A 15,886-nucleotide genomic window follows, 5' to 3' on the forward strand; every position below is an offset into this window, starting at 1 on the left:
TTCACTCAAACCTGTCATCCACCCCCTGTCTAACAATACGAAAAACTGAGGCGACAACTATCCTGACACAGGGGGCCTTTAGGGATATCCTGAACATTAATTTTATTTTGCACACCAAAGGCATATTTCATAGAACCGGCGATTTGTTTGAATTTCTGCACGTCCAGTTCAGAAAAGGACAATAACAGAACAAAAAAGCACATAAGTAGCGACATAAGATCGGCAAATGTGGCCAACCAGCCCTGAGCACCTTCTTCCTGCTCAACGTCCTCTAATAATTGCTCGGTTTGCATCTTTTTTTGTGAGCCTGTCTTACTTTTTAGATTTGCTCAGAATAAACCACGCCATCGGAAGAATCAGGTAAACAATGGATAGGGTCATGAATGCTACCGGAGGTCCTACATGACGGGCTTGGGGTTGAATGATCTCGATATAGATCAGTCCAAACAAGTAGGGAAGCAGCATTAACATTGTGCACCATGCGGCAGCTTGATGAGCAGAGAAATCTGCACGTTTATTGCGTATATAAAGTGCCGCCAGGGCAAACAGGGTCCAGAGAGTGGCTGGCGTATTGAAATACATGCCCAAATCGAAGTCAGAGAGCAGTTTGTCTGTGCCAAGAGATAAAACTTCAGCTTCAAAAAGAAAAGTGTGTACCTGGCCCTGTAACAGGCTCTGCCAGATATGTTCTGAGGTGTCATGGTCCATATTACTCAACCATGAAATCATCAATACCAGTGTCGGAAACAGCACCAGGGTAACAGCAATCACCAGTTTTTTAAGTAGCGATTCAGTGGCAAGATATTGTGCGAAAAAATGTAGTGAGGTTTGCATCGTTTGTCTCCAATACCAGCGTGTGGCGTTTTGCTTGTTGTATTTCAACAAGGTTGTAAATTCTTCTTCCAGATCACCTGTTATGCTCTCTCTGAGATGAGCAGGTACCACCAGATTCAAAATACGATTAGCCAGTGCCGGAGGACGTGGATCTGAACTGTTTGAATTTTCCATGGTGTTATCGTTAGCGGCTATAAGTGCGAATTGAAATCCCTTGCCAAAGGGTATCCATTGCTTCCCTGGCGCGTTTTAGAGATTGCTGTCCTTTCGCCGTTACTTCAAAAAAGCGTTTGGGTTTACCACCCCGCTCTGCAGTGGCTTCACCAAAGTGGGAGGTAACCATGCCTTTTTTCTCCAGTCTTTCCAGCGTTGAATAGAGGGCTCCAATGGCGACATCTCGCTGAATTTCTTGCTGTAATAATTGTCGCAAGGAGGCCCCATACGCCTCTTTTCCCAGATGCAAGCAAGCTAACAGCACCACCTGTTCAAATTCCCCCAAAAACTTTTCTTTGTCAGCCATAGTACTGTTCTCAAAATAATTATGACTACAATGTAGTATTAATTGGATGAAGATGGCAAGTATTAATTACTACAAAATAGTAATAATCTTGTTTTCGCTGAAAAAGCCTCAAAATTGTCTTACTATGCAGAAGCGTTTTAATTGATTCACAGATTGGAAAGGAAAAAGTAGTGCTACTACTGATCACATACGTACTGATTGCTTTGGGTTTTTCGTTTATATGTTCTGTTGCTGAAGCTGTAATTCTGAGTGTTTCATCGGCTTATATTTCTTTAATGGAGCGGGATGGCAAACCAACGGGAAAGTTGTTGAGAGATTTGTCAGCTGACATCAATAAGCCGTTATCTGCAATACTGACTCTCAACACCATTGCTCATACGATGGGGGCCGCAGGGGCAGGGGCGCAAGCCGCCGTGGTGTTTGGCGATGCCTATCTGGGTATTATTTCTGCTGTGCTGACCCTACTGATTTTAGTTTTTTCGGAAATTATTCCAAAGACATTAGGTGCCACCTATTGGCGACAACTAGCGCCACTTACGGCGTTTTTCCTCAAGTATCTGATTATCGTGCTTTATCCCTTTGTAAAAATGTCAGAAAAATTAACCAGCGGCTTTAAAGAAGAAAGCCCATTGCGTGGCTTAAGCCGCGGGGAGATGTTGGCTATGGCGGAAATTTCAGCACAGGAAGGTCAGTTAGCCGTTCACGAAATGAATTTTATGCAGAGCCTGTTGAACCTGCATGAGCTAAAGATCAAAGACGCCATGACCCATCGAACCGTGGTTTTTTCACTACCCGAGCGTATGACCGTCGAAACCTACTTTCACAAGCACGACAATAACGAGTTTTCACGGATCCCTATTTATGAAGAAAATGAGCCTGAAAAAATCAGTGGCTTTGTGATGAAGTCAGATTTGTTGTTGGCACAGGCACGCGGCAATGGCCAGAAACAGTTATTTGAATACAAAAAAGACATGATCGTGATGCTGGCTGGCATGCCATTATCATCAGCTTTCGACAAGTTTTTAAGCCAACGTGCCAATATGATTTTGGTGGTTGATGAGTACGGCGGGCTGGAAGGTATTATTACCATGGAAGACCTTCTGGAAACGCTTTTAGGCATTGATATTGTGGACGAAAATGATCGCACCGTGAGTATGAAGAAATTAGCTAAGAGCCTGGGTAAAAAGCGGGAAAAGTCAGTACTGAGTAAAATTCAGGAGAAACAAAAAAACGATCAGCCCCCTAAGATTTAAGATAGCTGAACTTAACTTTTTTAAGCCAGATATGTGGAAAGTGTAAACTTTTTAGTACTGATGTGTAGCGCGAAAAAGCACCTTTAAAGGTGCTTTTTTTCGTTGTGGAGTGTCGTAAAGCGGCCTGAGCCTTGTTGTATACACGTGGTTGTTGTCTTACAAGAATACCCAAATTCGAAGGCTAAATTCTACATTTACTCCGCTAATTTTTAGCGAAAATTAATACCCGGCAGTGTATTGACAAGCGAATTCCGCGTAGGTTAATTTAACTCTCGAAAGGTCAAAAATGTAACCGTGATTTGGTGTGTTTATGCTGATACAGGCTACATGGCTTTGACAAAAAAAGTCTGGCAGCACGTGAAAATTAAAGCCAGGCAGTTACAACAAGAAGAGGAAAAAACATGAAAAATCAAAGCAAAGGTTTTACTTTTAAAATTGCTCAGGAAAAAACTGAAAAGGCTCCTGTTAAAGCACGTGATGGCGTTGCATTAGCGGGCTGCACTATGAAAGCGACCCCATGGGGTACTGAGCCAGCATATAGCCGTTACTACGCAGGTCAATGGCAAAGAGATGGCGGCGCCTGGTGCTAAGCGACGATTGAATTATCAATCCTGATGAACCCTGCATTGCAGGGTTCTTTTCTTATTTTCTCGTCGTATCCTATGAAAAACAATAATAAGAATACAATTCTAATTATCACGCACTCTTTCGACTTACACGTTGATGTTCTGACAAAACACCTGACGCAAATGGGGGAGCGATGCTTCCGGTTGAACCTCGATCATTTCCCAAGGGATTACGATATTCATTTTCATACTGATGGACGTTCCTCTCCCCGGTATCAGTTAAGCTACATCACCCAAAACCAATTGATTGAAAGCGGTCAAATTAAATCAGTCTGGGTACGAAAAAAGGCCCCGTTTGCGTTCGTCAGCGATGACCTTGGTACTCAGGAACTCAAATATGCTCAAACGGAATGTGAGCATTTACTATTCGGGTTTTTGTCCTCTTTGGATTGCTACTGGATGAGCCATCCTAAAGCAATGCGTGCCGCACAGTGGAAAGTGGAACAGTTGGCTCGTGCCAACAGATTCGGCTTTATCACTCCGGCTACTTTGATCACCAACGAGCCTGAAAAGTTACTGCAATTTTATCATCACCATAAGCAACAAATTATCACCAAACCGATCTGCGAAGCATCGTTAGAAGTAGACAATTTACAACCAGAGGACGTGCTGACTAATGGCGTTTCAACGGCAATGGTTTCCGAAGAGCACATTGAACACATTGCTGCGGTCAGGGAGTTTCCTTGCCTGTTTCAGGCGTATGTGGAAAAGCAATATGAGTTAAGAGTGACAGTCATTGGTGATAGGTTGTTCGCCGCCAAAATTGATTCTCAGGCAGATGAGCGTACCCGTGTGGATTTTCGCGATTTTTCAGTGGAGATTGATTATCAGGCCTGTCAGTTGCCAGATGACGTGGCCTCCTCTTGCCTTGAGTATGTTCACAGTTACGGATTGCAATACGGAGCACTGGATCTGATTTTCACTTCGGAAGGCGAATATGTATTTCTGGAAAACAATCCTGGTGGACAATTTTGGTTTGTAGAGCAACTGGTTCCTGAGTTGCAAATGATGAGTCAGGTGGCCGGTTGTTTGGCCAGAGGAAGAATTTAAATATGACAAGTTTATCCGACCCTGTATTGCTGGATATTCGGCCCCTGTCTGAGATTAGTCAGCGCCGTAATAGTAATACTTTGTTGCTTGCCGCTTCTGTCCTGGAGATGGACGCCTTACCTAAACTCTATGAAATACTGACACAGCTACCTCAAAAGGAACGCCTGGATGTAGTCCTTTATGGGCGAGGGGGAGAGATTGTCGCTGCGCGACGATTTGCGATTTTATTACATAAGTTTTGCACTGAACTGACTTTTATCATTCCCTATCATTGTCAGTCTACAATGACCGCATTATCACTGAGTGGTCATCATATTATTGCGGGTGACATGGCTCTGTTTTCTGCCATCGACCCCGCACTACAATGTAAGGAGCAGGGAGCCCTGGCGAGTGAAGATTTGCGCTTGTTTGCTGAAATGGGACAAAAGTGGTTTGGCATTGATTCCGAAGAAGCCAGAGGTCAGTTATTAAGTGCACTGGCTTCCAGTATATTTCCAACTACACTCACCTCCCTGTACCGTTCAACCCTTGAAGTTGCTGATATTGCGAAAGATCTGTTGGCGATGGGGGCACCGGATATGTCGGGTGAGGAGCAACAAAAGATCGTCGATAAACTTTTATATGGATACCATTCACATAGTTATGCGCCAACCAATGATGACTTAAAGGCTTTGGGATTGCCGATAGTGAGGGAGCCGATGATCGAGCAGGTTTCATGGCAGCTGGCGATGGCTATTCAGTCGGTTCATGGTGGAACTGCCCGTGATAGTCACCAGGATCCCCGTAATGACTTCATTCTGGCGACACCGGAAATCGCGTGGGTCAGGCAGCATTATCCAGGGGGATTTGGACCGAGTTGGCAACGATGTGAGATTACCGATGTTAGCGCCTGAACCCGTCGCTATTTTTGGTCGCATCCTACTGAGCCTGATACTGTTGGTTGCAGTGTGGGGGAAGCTTCGGCATCGCAAAGTGTTTTGTTCAGATCTTCAGACCTCGTTTGGTTTGTCTGGTTATCAGGCGTTTTTTAGCTACCTTGTGTTATTGCTTGCCGAAATCATCATTTGTGGAGCCTTGTTATTGGGAGGCGACTGGGTGGTAACAGGTTTATGGTCAGCGTTGTTATTATTTTCCGTTATGACTTTGCTAATGGCTGTAATGTTAATACAAAACCGGGTGTTTAAGTGTAATTGCTTTGGGGAATCGCATCACAATGTCAATGCCGGTGATCTGCTGCGCAACCTGTTTTTAATATCCATTACTGCGATCAGTTTACTGTCTGCCAACCCTTACCAATTCACAATGACTGAACATTGGTTGCTCTTTCTGGCGGCGATACCCGTCTCATTGGTGATCATTTCGTTCAATGATATTTACCTGGTTTTGAAGTGGCAGGAGAGAAAACTGTGATGGCGCAATCGACGATTATTGTGCTATTCATCATCGCGTTTAGCTTGATATTACTCAATTTAATACTGACCATTCGATTAATCAGAGTCACTCGCAGTATCAATGTGGCCGCTGCTGAACCTCAACCTCTCTTGGATGGGAGTCAGTTACCACAGTTGCAAGCGACTCTTTTGTCAGATAACAGTGCATTTGATTACCAATCCATAGCGCAAGAAGCAAAGGTGTATTTGTTTTTATCCAGCCATTGTTCTAAATGCAAAACCTGGTTACCTGACATTGAAAAATTGCATACCCGTACGCAGAACCTGGGTGTCAGTATTTGGTTATTAACTGATGAGGAGCCCAACAGAGTCAGGCGCTTTTTACAGGGAACATCCTTATCCGGGCGAGTATTGCTAGTTGATAAAGCGTTACTAGTACAATTTAATCCATTGATGGCATCCCCTTACTATTTGTTTATTGACCAGGAAAATACACTGCAGGCGCAAGGGGCTTTAGGAGATGAAAATTGGCTTAGCTTTATAGAACAAGCCAGTCAGGAAGCTGCCTGAAGTGGTGGTCAATATAAGTTTTGGATGAGTGAGTTACATGCAATTAAACAATAAACACAAAATGATGCTCAGATTAATGCAACCGGTGCTGGGGTACCTGGTTGTGGGCCTGATGTTTATGTTTTTAGTGGTTGGCTTACAGTTGTGGATCCCGTCGTTGACTGGGTCATTTGTGGATGAGCAAATCGTGCAAAAATCAGGGAGTCACCTGACGCAGGCAACCCTTTTTCTTGCTTTGCTTGCCTTTAGTTACGCTGTAATTAATGCAATTCGTTTTTACCTTTTTGATTTTGCGGGTAACAGCATAATTGTGCAATTAAGGCGTAAGGTCTTTAGTCATTTATTGCGTCAGGAAGTTGGGTTTTATGATGAACAAAAAACCGCTGAACTCACCAGTCGCTTGACTTCTGACGTCGAAGCCATAAAGGATGTATTGACTACCCAGGTGGCAATTTTGTTGCGCACCAGTGCTATTGCGATAGGCGGTTCAGTTATGCTGTTTTATTTGTCCTGGCAATTGACGTTGGTGATGCTCTTGGTGTTTCCGATATCTGCCTTATTAGGGCGATGGATTGGCACTAAGGTGCAGGACAATTCGCGCTTTTTGCAAGAGGCGATTGCCAGGAGTTTGCATGTTGCCAATGAGAATCTCACTAATATTCGCTTAATCAAAGCCTTTAATAAGCAAGCAGCAATAACCCAAAGCTATCACGGAGTTACTGAAAATGTGCTCAATTCTGCTATCCGACAAGGGGGGCTGTTTGCATGGATACAGGCCGTTTCAAATATTATTACTTACAGCGCGCTCATTGTGATTTTGTTCAGTGGCGGTCACCTGGTCTTAAGTGGAAACCTTTCGGTAGGGGAACTGACCAGTTTTATTATTTACGCCGGTATGACCTCTATGGCCATTTCCGGAATATTGAGTTTTTGGGCTGAGTGGAAACAGGCAAGCGGGGCCAGTGAGCGAATATTTCAATTACTGGAGCGTAAGCCAGAGTCGAAACGAACGGCAAATCAGCCGGTTAAAACTTCTGCTTTTTCCGGTGATATTCAGTTTTCTGATGTGTCTTTTTCCTATCCGCAACGTCCTGAAGACAAAGCACTACATCGCGTCAGTTTCGATATTGCTCCGGGGGAAGTGGTGGCCTTTGTTGGTGCTTCGGGTGCTGGTAAATCTACCATTGCGGCACTCATGTTGGGTTTTTATGAGCCAGATGAAGGCACGATAAAATTTAACGGTGTTGATTATCATCAGTTTGATCGCCAACTACTGAATGACAAAATCGCCATTGTCGAGCAGGAGCCTAAGATGTTCTCAGGTTCTATTGCTGACAACATTGCCTTTGGTAGCACAACAGATAATGTGATTTTTGATGAGATCGTCAATGCGGCAAAACAAGCCAATGCCCACCAGTTTATTTCAGCAATTAACGCGGGATATCATGCCGAGGTGGGACAAAATGGCGTTCAATTGTCCGGCGGTCAAAAACAACGAATCGCGATAGCGAGAGCGTTGTTACGGGATCCGGAATTACTTATTCTGGACGAAGCCACCAGTGCTCTGGATGCGGAAAGTGAACAGAGTGTCCAACAAGCCCTGCAAACTCTGATGCAGGGGCGCACCACCATAATCATTGCACACAGGCTGTCAACTATCATGAATGCTGATAAGATTGTCGTCCTGAATGACGGTCAGATTGTGCAGACAGGGAAACACAAAGAGTTGGTTGCTCAGCCAAATAGCCATTACGCCAAATTGGTTGCTGCGCAAACTGCTGCAGAAGCAGCTTAGTAACTACTCCAGAGGCCTTCTGGTCTCTCGGTCTGTCGACATTCATACTTCTCAATATATTTCTTCATTTCATACACATTACAGGAAGTCACAATGCGATATTCCAGATTAGGTAGTAGCGGGTTAGAGGTGTCCAGAGTTTGCCTGGGAACGATGACGTGGGGTCAGCAAAACAACCAGCAAGAGGCAAACCAACAACTAGATTATGCCGTGGCAAATGGCGTTAACTTTATCGATACCGCAGAACTTTATTCGATTCCACCCAGACCTGAAACCTATGGCGCCACTGAAACCATTATCGGAAATTGGTTAAACAATAACAAAGAAAGGCGTCGAGATCTGGTGTTGGCCACGAAAATAGCTGGCCCGGGCCTCAGTTGGATTCGCGATGGTTCGCCAATTTCTGGTGAAACCGTGATTGCTGCTGTAGATGCCTCTTTGCAACGATTACAAACAGACTATATTGACTTGTATCAGTTACATTGGCCAAACCGTCGTCACCCGCACTTTGGCAATCATTGGCCCGGCGAGGTCAAATTTTCTGATACTGACTCTCAGGCAGCTTCCAGTCAAATGTTGGAAATTTTACAGGCCTTAAAACAGTGTGTGGACGCCGGGAAAATTCGCTATTGCGGACTCTCTGATGATACGACCTGGGGCATCAGTGAGTATTTGAAGCTCAGCACCAGGTACAGTTTGCCGCGCATGGTATCGATTCAAAACGAATTCAACCTGTTGCACACCAAAGATTGGCCATATCTGATTGAACAATGTATTCACGAAGATATTGCTTATTTACCCTGGTCACCATTGGGGGGCGGTGTATTGAGCGGAAAGTATCTCAATGGGGCCCGGCCTGAAGGTAGCCGCTGGACGATAGCGCAACGCAATGGCTTATTCAGAGATAGTGTTGTTGTTGAGCAGGCCGTTACCGAAATCAAATCGCTTGCTGAGCAACATGGGCTGACGGCAGCGCAGCTGGCTTTAGCCTGGTGTGATCAGGTGGACGGTGTCACTGCCACAATCATCGGAGCCACGAGCATGGCGCAACTACAGGAGAATCTCAACGCATTTGATGTGAGTCTGTCTGATGAGTTGCAAAGTGAAGTGGTTAATCTGTTAAAACGCTATCCACTCCCTTTTTAAAGGAACGCTATTTATTGTGATGTGAAAAATATTTCCAAATTGTTTCTGATGGTTGTTGTGACATTGGAATTGTTGTTCAGTCAGCGAATATATACTAATGGATAGTTGCGAAATTCATTACGCAGTGCCACGCTTTATCGGTAATAAAAGTACTGGTGCTTACGCATGGCGGAACCAAAAGACACTGGAAGTTCAGGGTCAACAACAAGACGACATTTTCTCAAAGGGGCATTGGCGACGGTATCTGCTGGTGCTGCGCCTTTTGCGATCGGCAAGCCTAAGCCTGTTATTCGGGTGTTGGGGACTCATGTCACTCTCAGAGAAGCAATAAGAGAACAGGCGGAAGCTGACCTGGGAATTCGCCTGGTGTTTGAACCCAAAGGCAGTGCCGCTGTATTGCAAAAGGCCTCGGTAAATCCGCAGAGTTTTGATCTGTATGAGCAGTGGTCTAACAGCATCAATGTGTTATGGCGTTCTCAGGCCATTCAACCCATAGAAAAGCGCAGATTGCGCTTCTGGGATGAAATCAACGATTTAACCAAAACCGGTAAAATTTCAGAAAAAGCGAAAATTGGTGCCGGTGATGCACCGCATAAAATTCTCCATGTGCAAAAAGACGGTTCACTGTCAGCACAACACACGGATGAAATTAGTTTTTTGCCCTACGTCCATAATGTTGACTCATTTGGTTATGTGGTTAACAAAATGCCAGACCGCTTTAAAACGGATAACGAAAGTTGGGGCTGGCTTCTGGACCCGGAATTTAAGGGGAAGGTTGCTATTGTCAATGATCCCACCATTGGGTTGTTTGACTTAGCACTGGCAGCTCAGGCCAAAGGTTTAGTGACCTTCAACGATATCGGCGCTATCACTGAATCGGAAATGGATGCATTGTTTACTGTGCTTCTCAATCTAAAACTGGATGGCCATTTCAATGGCTTTTGGACATCGGTACCTGAGTCTGTAGAGTTTATGAAGTCTGGCCGCGTGGTCATTGAAAGTATGTTCTCACCGGCGGTTTCAAGCCTGAATGGACAGGATATACCGGTCAGATTTGCCGCGCCGAAAGAAGGTTACCGGGGCTGGCACGGGGTAATGTGCCTGTCAGCCGCCACCAAAGGAAGGGAAAAGGAAGCTGCCTATGACTATATGAATTGGTGGCTCTCCGGATGGCCTGGCGCATTTATTGCGAGACAGGGCTACTATATTTCTAATCCACAGCGTTCAGCCGGGTATTTAAGTCAGGCTGAATGGGATTATTGGTACGGGGGGTTACCCGCACAGACAGACCTGAGAGGACACGATGGCAAAGTGTCTGTAAAACAAGGACAAATCAGAGCCGGGGGCAGCTATACCGAGCGATTGGGGAATGTAGCTGTATGGAATACCGTGATGCCGACCTACGAATACAGTTTGCAAAAATGGTATGAGTTTATTACCGGGTAAGGATTTTCTGGATGTTAAGATCAATTCGCTCACAGTTGATATTTGTTATCGCTGCATTGATCATTCTGTTTTTACTGCAAACCTTTCTCAACCAAAAGAGTCAGTTGCAATTAAGTACAGCACTGGATAATTCCGCGCTGTCATTTGCTGATCTAAAGCAGGTGAAAGAAATCGAATATGATCTGTTAAACCTGCAACGCACCGTACTGTTGTTTATCAATACCGGAAGCCCGTCAGCGGTTACCCGGTTCACCCGGACTATGGATAAAATCAACTCGAACCTTGCGCGATTTGAAGCACTACACGAGTCTGATTTACCCAGTTTGCTGAATGATAACCTGTTACAAAGAATGCAGGCGCACTTGCAGGATTATCAGTCCAATTTCGAACAGGTGGTGGCTGCCCGTGCAAAACGCGAAGAGTTGTTAAAGCAAGGCACTATTAAACGGCTGGACGAGATAAAGAGCCGGTTAACGGGTATCAAAAATGAGCCATCGCTTCACGCGCTCATTCAACAATTACTTTGGCATGTCAGTGAGGCAGAAATTGCGTCTATCCGCTATACAGTGCAACCCAGTAGTGTTCATATTAATCAGTTTAATGACAGCTTGTTATTTCTTGAGTCCAGACTCACTGAGTTACCCGAGACAATACGCGCTGCACAATTCAAAGAAATTGAAACGGCACGTAGTGATTTTTTGGCCCTGACTCAGTTAATTCAGGGAAATTTGTTTTTGGTGAACGTGGTGATGGCCGGGGCGGCGAACGAGTTTCTGTATCTCAGTACTACGTTGGTGGAAGACGTCGCACAGACGCTGGAACGCAACCGACAACAATCTCAACAGCTGGTGCAAAAAGCTGAAATTCATAGTTATCTATTTTCAATCATTGCCATTTTGCTGGCTTTTGCGGCGGCAGTTTATACGGTTTTAAGCATATTAACGCCCATCAGGTCTATTACCGAAGTCTTTAACAAACTGGCCAGAAATGAAAAGGTCAGTGCTATTCCTGGGTTAGAGCGCAAAGATGAAATAGGCGCATTGGCAATTGCTGCTCAGGTGTTCAGCGACAAGAATAATGAAACACAGCAACTGCTCGCAGAGACGCAGAATACCAATGACCGCATGACGCAACTGAATCAGGAATTGATGCAGGCGAAATCAAAAGCGGAGAAAGCAACGATTTCCAAAAGTATGTTTTTGGCGAATATGAGTCATGAAATTCGCACTCCCATGAACGGTATAATTGGATTAATCGATTTGGCCACGAAAAAGACGAACCAACAAGAGGTGCGCTCTTATCTGGAAAAAGCGTCCTATTCCAGTGAAATACTAATGACGGTAATCAACGACATTCTGGATTTTTCTAAAATTGAAGCCGGTAAAATGGAAATTGAAAAAAGCAGTTTTGAGCTGCATGGCTTTATTGATAATTTGATTTCGGTAGTTTCGCTGAGAACAAAAGAAAAGAACTTACAGATAAAATTGGATATTGACCCCAACCTGCCCAACAAAGTCGTGGGTGATCCACTGCGACTTTCTCAGATCCTGATGAACATCTGTAACAATGCCGTCAAATTTACGGAACATGGCCAAATCGAAATTCGTTTTGGCGGTGAGTTGAATACTCAGGGCAATGAATTGCAGTTGCGTATCGCGGTGAAAGATTCCGGTATCGGCATGAATGAAGAGCAGTTAGAGAAAATTTTCAAACCTTTTGAACAGGCAGATGGTTCAACCGACAGAAAATATGGTGGTACAGGGTTGGGGCTCTCTATTGTGACTCAGCTACTAAATTTGATGGGCGGAAAGATAGAAGCCGAATCAGAGCCCGGCAAGGGGAGTTGCTTTTATGTACAATTACCCCTCAGTGCGTTTAAAAAGCAACCGTCTATATTGGATGGTCTGCCCTGTTTGCCGGAAAACAGTATTTATGTCACTGACAAAAATTTTATTGATAAGTTCTATTGCGACAGTGTGGGGCTGAGTAACAAACGTGTTGCGAAACAGGCACTGGCTACGCTATTGCAACGACAGGATATAACACATTTACTTATTGATATTGAGTCTCCTGCGGATTTGCGACAGTTCTTAAGTGAATTACCGGGTTTACTGGAAAACAGGATACGGATTGGCATCATTATTAATACTTTAATTTCAGATACCTTAAACATGACGGACGCCCGTTACCTGGCGTTAGCCGTGCCATTCAGCCCGTTGCAGTTTAAGAATTTTATTTCTGATTTTGTTACTGAACGCAGCGATATTACCGACAGTGCAGCCGCCACTGAATCTCATGAAACGCGTTTAAACGGACATATCTTGTTGGTGGAAGATAACGATATCAACCAGGTGGTAGCCGGGGAGCTTTTGAAAACATTGGGCCTGACTTTTGATATCGCAGAAAACGGTGTTGTCGCCGTCAGTAAAATTAGCAATTTCCCCCATTACGATGCCATTTTGATGGATATTCAGATGCCGCAAATGGATGGTTATACGGCAACAAAAACGATTCGGGGTAAAGGTTACAACGACATTCCGATAATTGGCTTATCTGCCAATGCGATGAAAGAAGATAAGCAAAAGGGCAAAGAAGCCGGCATGAACGATTACCTTACCAAGCCGATCAAACGAGATATATTGACAGCGATGTTAAAAAAATATCTATAGGGCCTGTGGCTTTGTGCGGATAGATTGCCTACCTGATGAGTCCGGTTTCGGCTCCTGCGGTATTCAAATTTCAGATGTGCCAGTCTCTGATATTCAAGGTAGCGACACCCATAACGGTTCAGTTAAAAATTGACAACGCGCGACAGGCGCCGCGCAATTGCCTTTTCGCTATTGCAGTGACGGTAAATAACTCTGCGCTTTGCCCGGCAACAGAGCAACAATGGCGTGACGGGTTTGCTGCCAGTAGGCCGACAGCAACAGCAGACTGCCGCCGATAAAGATACCAGTCAAAGCCATGCTATAACTAACGAGTCCATAGTTTTCCAACAGACCACTCATTGCGTACACCACGTATACCAGCGCTGAAACCATGATCGCCCGTCTGTCGACAATAATAGATATTAATGCCAGCAGCGCGTACAGAGCTAACACTAACAGCGCGGTAGAGTAACCAGTCATCCCTGAAAATATGCCCAGCGTGCTAAATATGGGATGCACAATCAGCGGCGCTGATAACAGGTGCAACCAGAAAGCGATATCAGAATTACGGGTTTGTCTTAGCGGGTCCCGGGCATCCCAGTACATTGCAACAGCAAAGGTCAATAACCCCGCAACGGCAAGATAAGGTTGATAAAAGTAACGTATTTCTGGATATTGCAGGAATAATACCCCAAAGGTGCCCAGCAATAGCGCTATCATACCTGCTGCAACTGTGACCGGGACACGGAATCGTTGCCAGTGAACCCAGGCGCCAAAGACTGTCAGTAGTCCGGCGGCGATAAACTGAGCCTCATGCACCTGCTGCTCAGCACCGAACAGGGTAACTGGTATTGCGAATAGCCCCGCCAGAAAGGTAACCAACAACCCTATGGCGGGCAGCGCCATGCGTTTTCGTTTAACAAATACTTCTGCTAAACCCCAGGAGCCGGCGGCTAATACGATTGCGCCTAAAACCGGCTGATTTTCAAAGCCCAGCCAGGTCAATGAGGCCAGAAGCAGGGCACTGGCAATAACCACAAAAACATCATTGAAACCGCTGAGCAGTCGAAAGTTTTCTTCATCAACCTGATGGATATTGCGAGATTGCGCAAAGTGCTGTCTGAATTCGTTAACGGATTGGGTGCTAAAGATACCCTTTCCGATTGCTTCGTTGAGATCTTCATCTGAGTACATAGGGGCTTCCTCGTTTTCTTTTTCTACGTCATACTCTGGTCAGCAAATCTGAGGCCATATATAAAATTCAATAAAAACAAAGGGATAGTGATTTTCGAAGACGGTTTTGTGAAATTAACCAATTTCTATTAGGAATTTAAGTGAATTTTTGGTCTAAATCACAGCGAACCGCGGTTGTGACCAATCATTTATGAGTGATGAGTTCGACTAATTCTGCTATCAACTGCGTGATGTGTTGTTCAAATAGCACAAGACGCGCCTGGTAGTCCGCATTGATGTTGTCTTTAAACTCCTGAAAAATAATTTTTAATGCAAGCAGTAACCGGTTGATGTCAGCATAAAACTCGTTACCGACATTAAACGAGCTGCACTTAAATGCCGTATCCAGAGCCAGAATTTCGACTTCAATACTTTGGATGTGACGGGATTCACTGCGTGTTAAGGGGATACCTGAATAGCTATGGCGGCAAGCAACAGCCTGTTGCTCACTTTGTTGCCGGATCAGATGATAAGGGAAACACAGGACATTTTCCTGGCCTCTTGATTGACGCGCGAGTTCTTCCCAAATCGCTTTGAGATTCAATTTCAGATTTTGGCTGGTGGCGAGAGAAAATGCTTCAGTTGTGTGCTTGTTTGCGACACTTGTCTCTGAATGTAGCTCACACGTCTTTTGTCTTCTGTTCATTGCGCCACCGCAGGATTAATCCGATACAGGGTATTTTATTGCGCAGTTAATTCAAAAACAATGCAATGTCACGCTGATTGGGGTATGGCCGGCGAGGGGGGCGTATAACGTGATATACCTTTAAGGTATTAAAATGTATACCTAACTCTCTGCTGACATCAGTAATGTCACTGATTTTTAATTATTATATTCGACTCGTTTACAGTCGACAGTAAAACTGTCCGGAGGCCACGAATGATACCAGAAAACAGATCAGTAATAGAATGGATTAGAGAAATAACCATTGGATTAAAACATCGCAATCTGGATATCAACACGCGGGTTTCCTTATCATTTTACCTTGAACATAGCTCTGAGTCGGGCGCTAAAAAACTTGCGGAACTTCTTGCTTGTGAAGGTTTTGATACCGATATAGATGCGTTTCAGCAACATCTGAATAAATGGCGCTGCTGGGCCAATATAAGTATTGTTCCGAATACCCCAAATTTGAGTTACTTGTTACATTTATTGAAAGACAAAGCGGTCGAGTTTGATGGTCAACTTGAAGGCTGGGAAACAAACCCTTATGAATCAGGTCAGGAACTGGGGCAATTGATTGCAAAGTTGGAAAACGACTGGCAGGAGGTTATGCGCCGGGGGTAAGCCTGTTTTACTGTTCTTGTTTTTAACCGATTCTGCATAAAAAAAGCCCCGGCATTTGCCGGGGCTTTTTGATTCGGCTTGTCAGA

The 15,886-nt window shown here is 44.7% G+C and carries 15 protein-coding genes and 1 pseudogene; 11 read left to right on the forward strand and 5 right to left on the reverse strand.

Going from position 1 to position 15,886, the window contains the following annotated elements; translation table 11 throughout:
* Positions 1 to 74: 74 nt before the first annotated feature.
* The 3 genes and pseudogenes from AC0J20_RS00005 to AC0J20_RS00015 form a co-directional block, all read right to left on the reverse strand.
* Positions 75 to 293: pseudogene (locus AC0J20_RS00005) on the reverse strand (flagellar motor protein MotB); the annotation flags it as partial.
* Positions 294 to 312: 19 nt separating this feature from the next.
* Entirely contained in the window at positions 313 to 1,008 is a 696-nt protein-coding gene (locus AC0J20_RS00010) for a permease prefix domain 2-containing transporter (protein WP_229529623.1), read from the reverse strand.
* A gap of 10 nt (positions 1,009 to 1,018) precedes the next feature.
* Complete coding sequence (locus AC0J20_RS00015; RefSeq protein WP_229529622.1) at positions 1,019 to 1,354, reverse strand: PadR family transcriptional regulator; 336 nt, start codon at positions 1,352 to 1,354, stop codon at positions 1,019 to 1,021.
* A gap of 170 nt (positions 1,355 to 1,524) precedes the next feature.
* On the opposite strand from AC0J20_RS00015, the gene AC0J20_RS00020 reads away from it, so the two are divergent.
* From AC0J20_RS00020 to AC0J20_RS00065, 10 genes are all read left to right on the forward strand, one after another.
* The gene (locus AC0J20_RS00020) at positions 1,525 to 2,607 is read left to right on the forward strand and encodes a CNNM domain-containing protein (RefSeq protein ID WP_473020124.1); all 1,083 of its coding nucleotides are present in this window, start codon (positions 1,525 to 1,527) and stop codon (positions 2,605 to 2,607) included.
* Positions 2,608 to 3,008: 401 nt separating this feature from the next.
* A complete protein-coding gene (locus AC0J20_RS00025) occupies positions 3,009 to 3,197 on the forward strand; it encodes a hypothetical protein (protein ID WP_473020125.1) in 189 nt (62 codons plus the stop codon).
* Positions 3,198 to 3,269: 72 nt separating this feature from the next.
* Positions 3,270 to 4,283: an MvdC/MvdD family ATP grasp protein gene (locus AC0J20_RS00030; RefSeq protein ID WP_473020126.1), complete on the forward strand. Its 1,014-nt coding sequence runs from the start codon at positions 3,270 to 3,272 to the stop codon at positions 4,281 to 4,283.
* A gap of 2 nt (positions 4,284 to 4,285) precedes the next feature.
* The gene (locus tag AC0J20_RS00035; protein WP_473020127.1) at positions 4,286 to 5,176 is read left to right on the forward strand and encodes a hypothetical protein; all 891 of its coding nucleotides are present in this window, start codon (positions 4,286 to 4,288) and stop codon (positions 5,174 to 5,176) included.
* The gene (locus AC0J20_RS00040; protein WP_473020128.1) at positions 5,163 to 5,693 is read left to right on the forward strand and encodes a MauE/DoxX family redox-associated membrane protein; all 531 of its coding nucleotides are present in this window, start codon (positions 5,163 to 5,165) and stop codon (positions 5,691 to 5,693) included. The genes AC0J20_RS00035 and AC0J20_RS00040 overlap by 14 nt, the downstream gene beginning before the upstream one ends.
* Positions 5,693 to 6,244 (forward strand): TlpA family protein disulfide reductase, encoded by a 552-nt coding sequence (locus AC0J20_RS00045; RefSeq protein WP_473020129.1) that lies wholly within the window; start codon positions 5,693 to 5,695, stop codon positions 6,242 to 6,244. The genes AC0J20_RS00040 and AC0J20_RS00045 overlap by 1 nt, the downstream gene beginning before the upstream one ends.
* A gap of 37 nt (positions 6,245 to 6,281) precedes the next feature.
* Positions 6,282 to 8,039 carry an ABC transporter ATP-binding protein gene (locus AC0J20_RS00050; RefSeq protein WP_473020130.1) on the forward strand — a complete coding sequence of 586 codons (1,758 nt, stop codon included), beginning with the start codon at positions 6,282 to 6,284 and terminating at the stop codon, positions 8,037 to 8,039.
* A 93-nt stretch (positions 8,040 to 8,132) separates the two neighbouring features.
* Positions 8,133 to 9,185: an aldo/keto reductase gene (locus AC0J20_RS00055; protein WP_473020131.1), complete on the forward strand. Its 1,053-nt coding sequence runs from the start codon at positions 8,133 to 8,135 to the stop codon at positions 9,183 to 9,185.
* Between the two features lie 165 nt (positions 9,186 to 9,350).
* On the forward strand, positions 9,351 to 10,631 hold the full coding sequence (locus AC0J20_RS00060; RefSeq protein WP_473020132.1) for an ABC transporter substrate-binding protein: 1,281 nt from the start codon (positions 9,351 to 9,353) through the stop codon (positions 10,629 to 10,631).
* A gap of 11 nt (positions 10,632 to 10,642) precedes the next feature.
* On the forward strand, positions 10,643 to 13,300 hold the full coding sequence (locus tag AC0J20_RS00065) for a hybrid sensor histidine kinase/response regulator (RefSeq protein WP_473020133.1): 2,658 nt from the start codon (positions 10,643 to 10,645) through the stop codon (positions 13,298 to 13,300).
* A gap of 168 nt (positions 13,301 to 13,468) precedes the next feature.
* Here the strand turns inward: AC0J20_RS00065 and AC0J20_RS00070 are convergent, their stop codons facing one another.
* Positions 13,469 to 14,473: a hypothetical protein gene (locus tag AC0J20_RS00070; RefSeq protein WP_473020134.1), complete on the reverse strand. Its 1,005-nt coding sequence runs from the start codon at positions 14,471 to 14,473 to the stop codon at positions 13,469 to 13,471.
* A gap of 184 nt (positions 14,474 to 14,657) precedes the next feature.
* A complete protein-coding gene (locus tag AC0J20_RS00075; protein ID WP_473020135.1) occupies positions 14,658 to 15,158 on the reverse strand; it encodes a hypothetical protein in 501 nt (166 codons plus the stop codon).
* 234 nt (positions 15,159 to 15,392) lie between these two features.
* On the opposite strand from AC0J20_RS00075, the gene AC0J20_RS00080 reads away from it, so the two are divergent.
* Positions 15,393 to 15,800, forward strand: coding sequence for a hypothetical protein (locus tag AC0J20_RS00080; protein WP_473020136.1), 408 nt, complete (start codon positions 15,393 to 15,395; stop codon positions 15,798 to 15,800).
* The last annotated feature ends 86 nt before the right edge of the window (positions 15,801 to 15,886 follow it).

It is taken from the genome of Planctobacterium sp. R6 (assembly GCF_055755215.1).

Excerpts from the sequence above, each read along its gene's own strand:
- AC0J20_RS00030 (WP_473020126.1), top strand. The coding sequence starts at position 3,270 with ATGAAAAACAATAATAAGAATACAATTCTAATTATCACGCACTCTTTC.
- AC0J20_RS00075 (WP_473020135.1), bottom strand. The coding sequence starts at position 15,158 with ATGAACAGAAGACAAAAGACGTGTGAGCTACATTCAGAGACAAGTGTC.
- AC0J20_RS00050 (WP_473020130.1), top strand. The coding sequence starts at position 6,282 with ATGCAATTAAACAATAAACACAAAATGATGCTCAGATTAATGCAACCG.
- AC0J20_RS00070 (WP_473020134.1), bottom strand. The coding sequence starts at position 14,473 with ATGTACTCAGATGAAGATCTCAACGAAGCAATCGGAAAGGGTATCTTT.
- AC0J20_RS00010 (WP_229529623.1), bottom strand. The coding sequence starts at position 1,008 with ATGGAAAATTCAAACAGTTCAGATCCACGTCCTCCGGCACTGGCTAAT.
- AC0J20_RS00040 (WP_473020128.1), top strand. The coding sequence starts at position 5,163 with ATGTTAGCGCCTGAACCCGTCGCTATTTTTGGTCGCATCCTACTGAGC.
- AC0J20_RS00015 (WP_229529622.1), bottom strand. The coding sequence starts at position 1,354 with ATGGCTGACAAAGAAAAGTTTTTGGGGGAATTTGAACAGGTGGTGCTG.
- AC0J20_RS00080 (WP_473020136.1), top strand. The coding sequence starts at position 15,393 with ATGATACCAGAAAACAGATCAGTAATAGAATGGATTAGAGAAATAACC.
- AC0J20_RS00045 (WP_473020129.1), top strand. The coding sequence starts at position 5,693 with ATGGCGCAATCGACGATTATTGTGCTATTCATCATCGCGTTTAGCTTG.
- AC0J20_RS00025 (WP_473020125.1), top strand. The coding sequence starts at position 3,009 with ATGAAAAATCAAAGCAAAGGTTTTACTTTTAAAATTGCTCAGGAAAAA.
- AC0J20_RS00065 (WP_473020133.1), top strand. The coding sequence starts at position 10,643 with ATGTTAAGATCAATTCGCTCACAGTTGATATTTGTTATCGCTGCATTG.
- AC0J20_RS00035 (WP_473020127.1), top strand. The coding sequence starts at position 4,286 with ATGACAAGTTTATCCGACCCTGTATTGCTGGATATTCGGCCCCTGTCT.
- AC0J20_RS00060 (WP_473020132.1), top strand. The coding sequence starts at position 9,351 with ATGGCGGAACCAAAAGACACTGGAAGTTCAGGGTCAACAACAAGACGA.
- AC0J20_RS00055 (WP_473020131.1), top strand. The coding sequence starts at position 8,133 with ATGCGATATTCCAGATTAGGTAGTAGCGGGTTAGAGGTGTCCAGAGTT.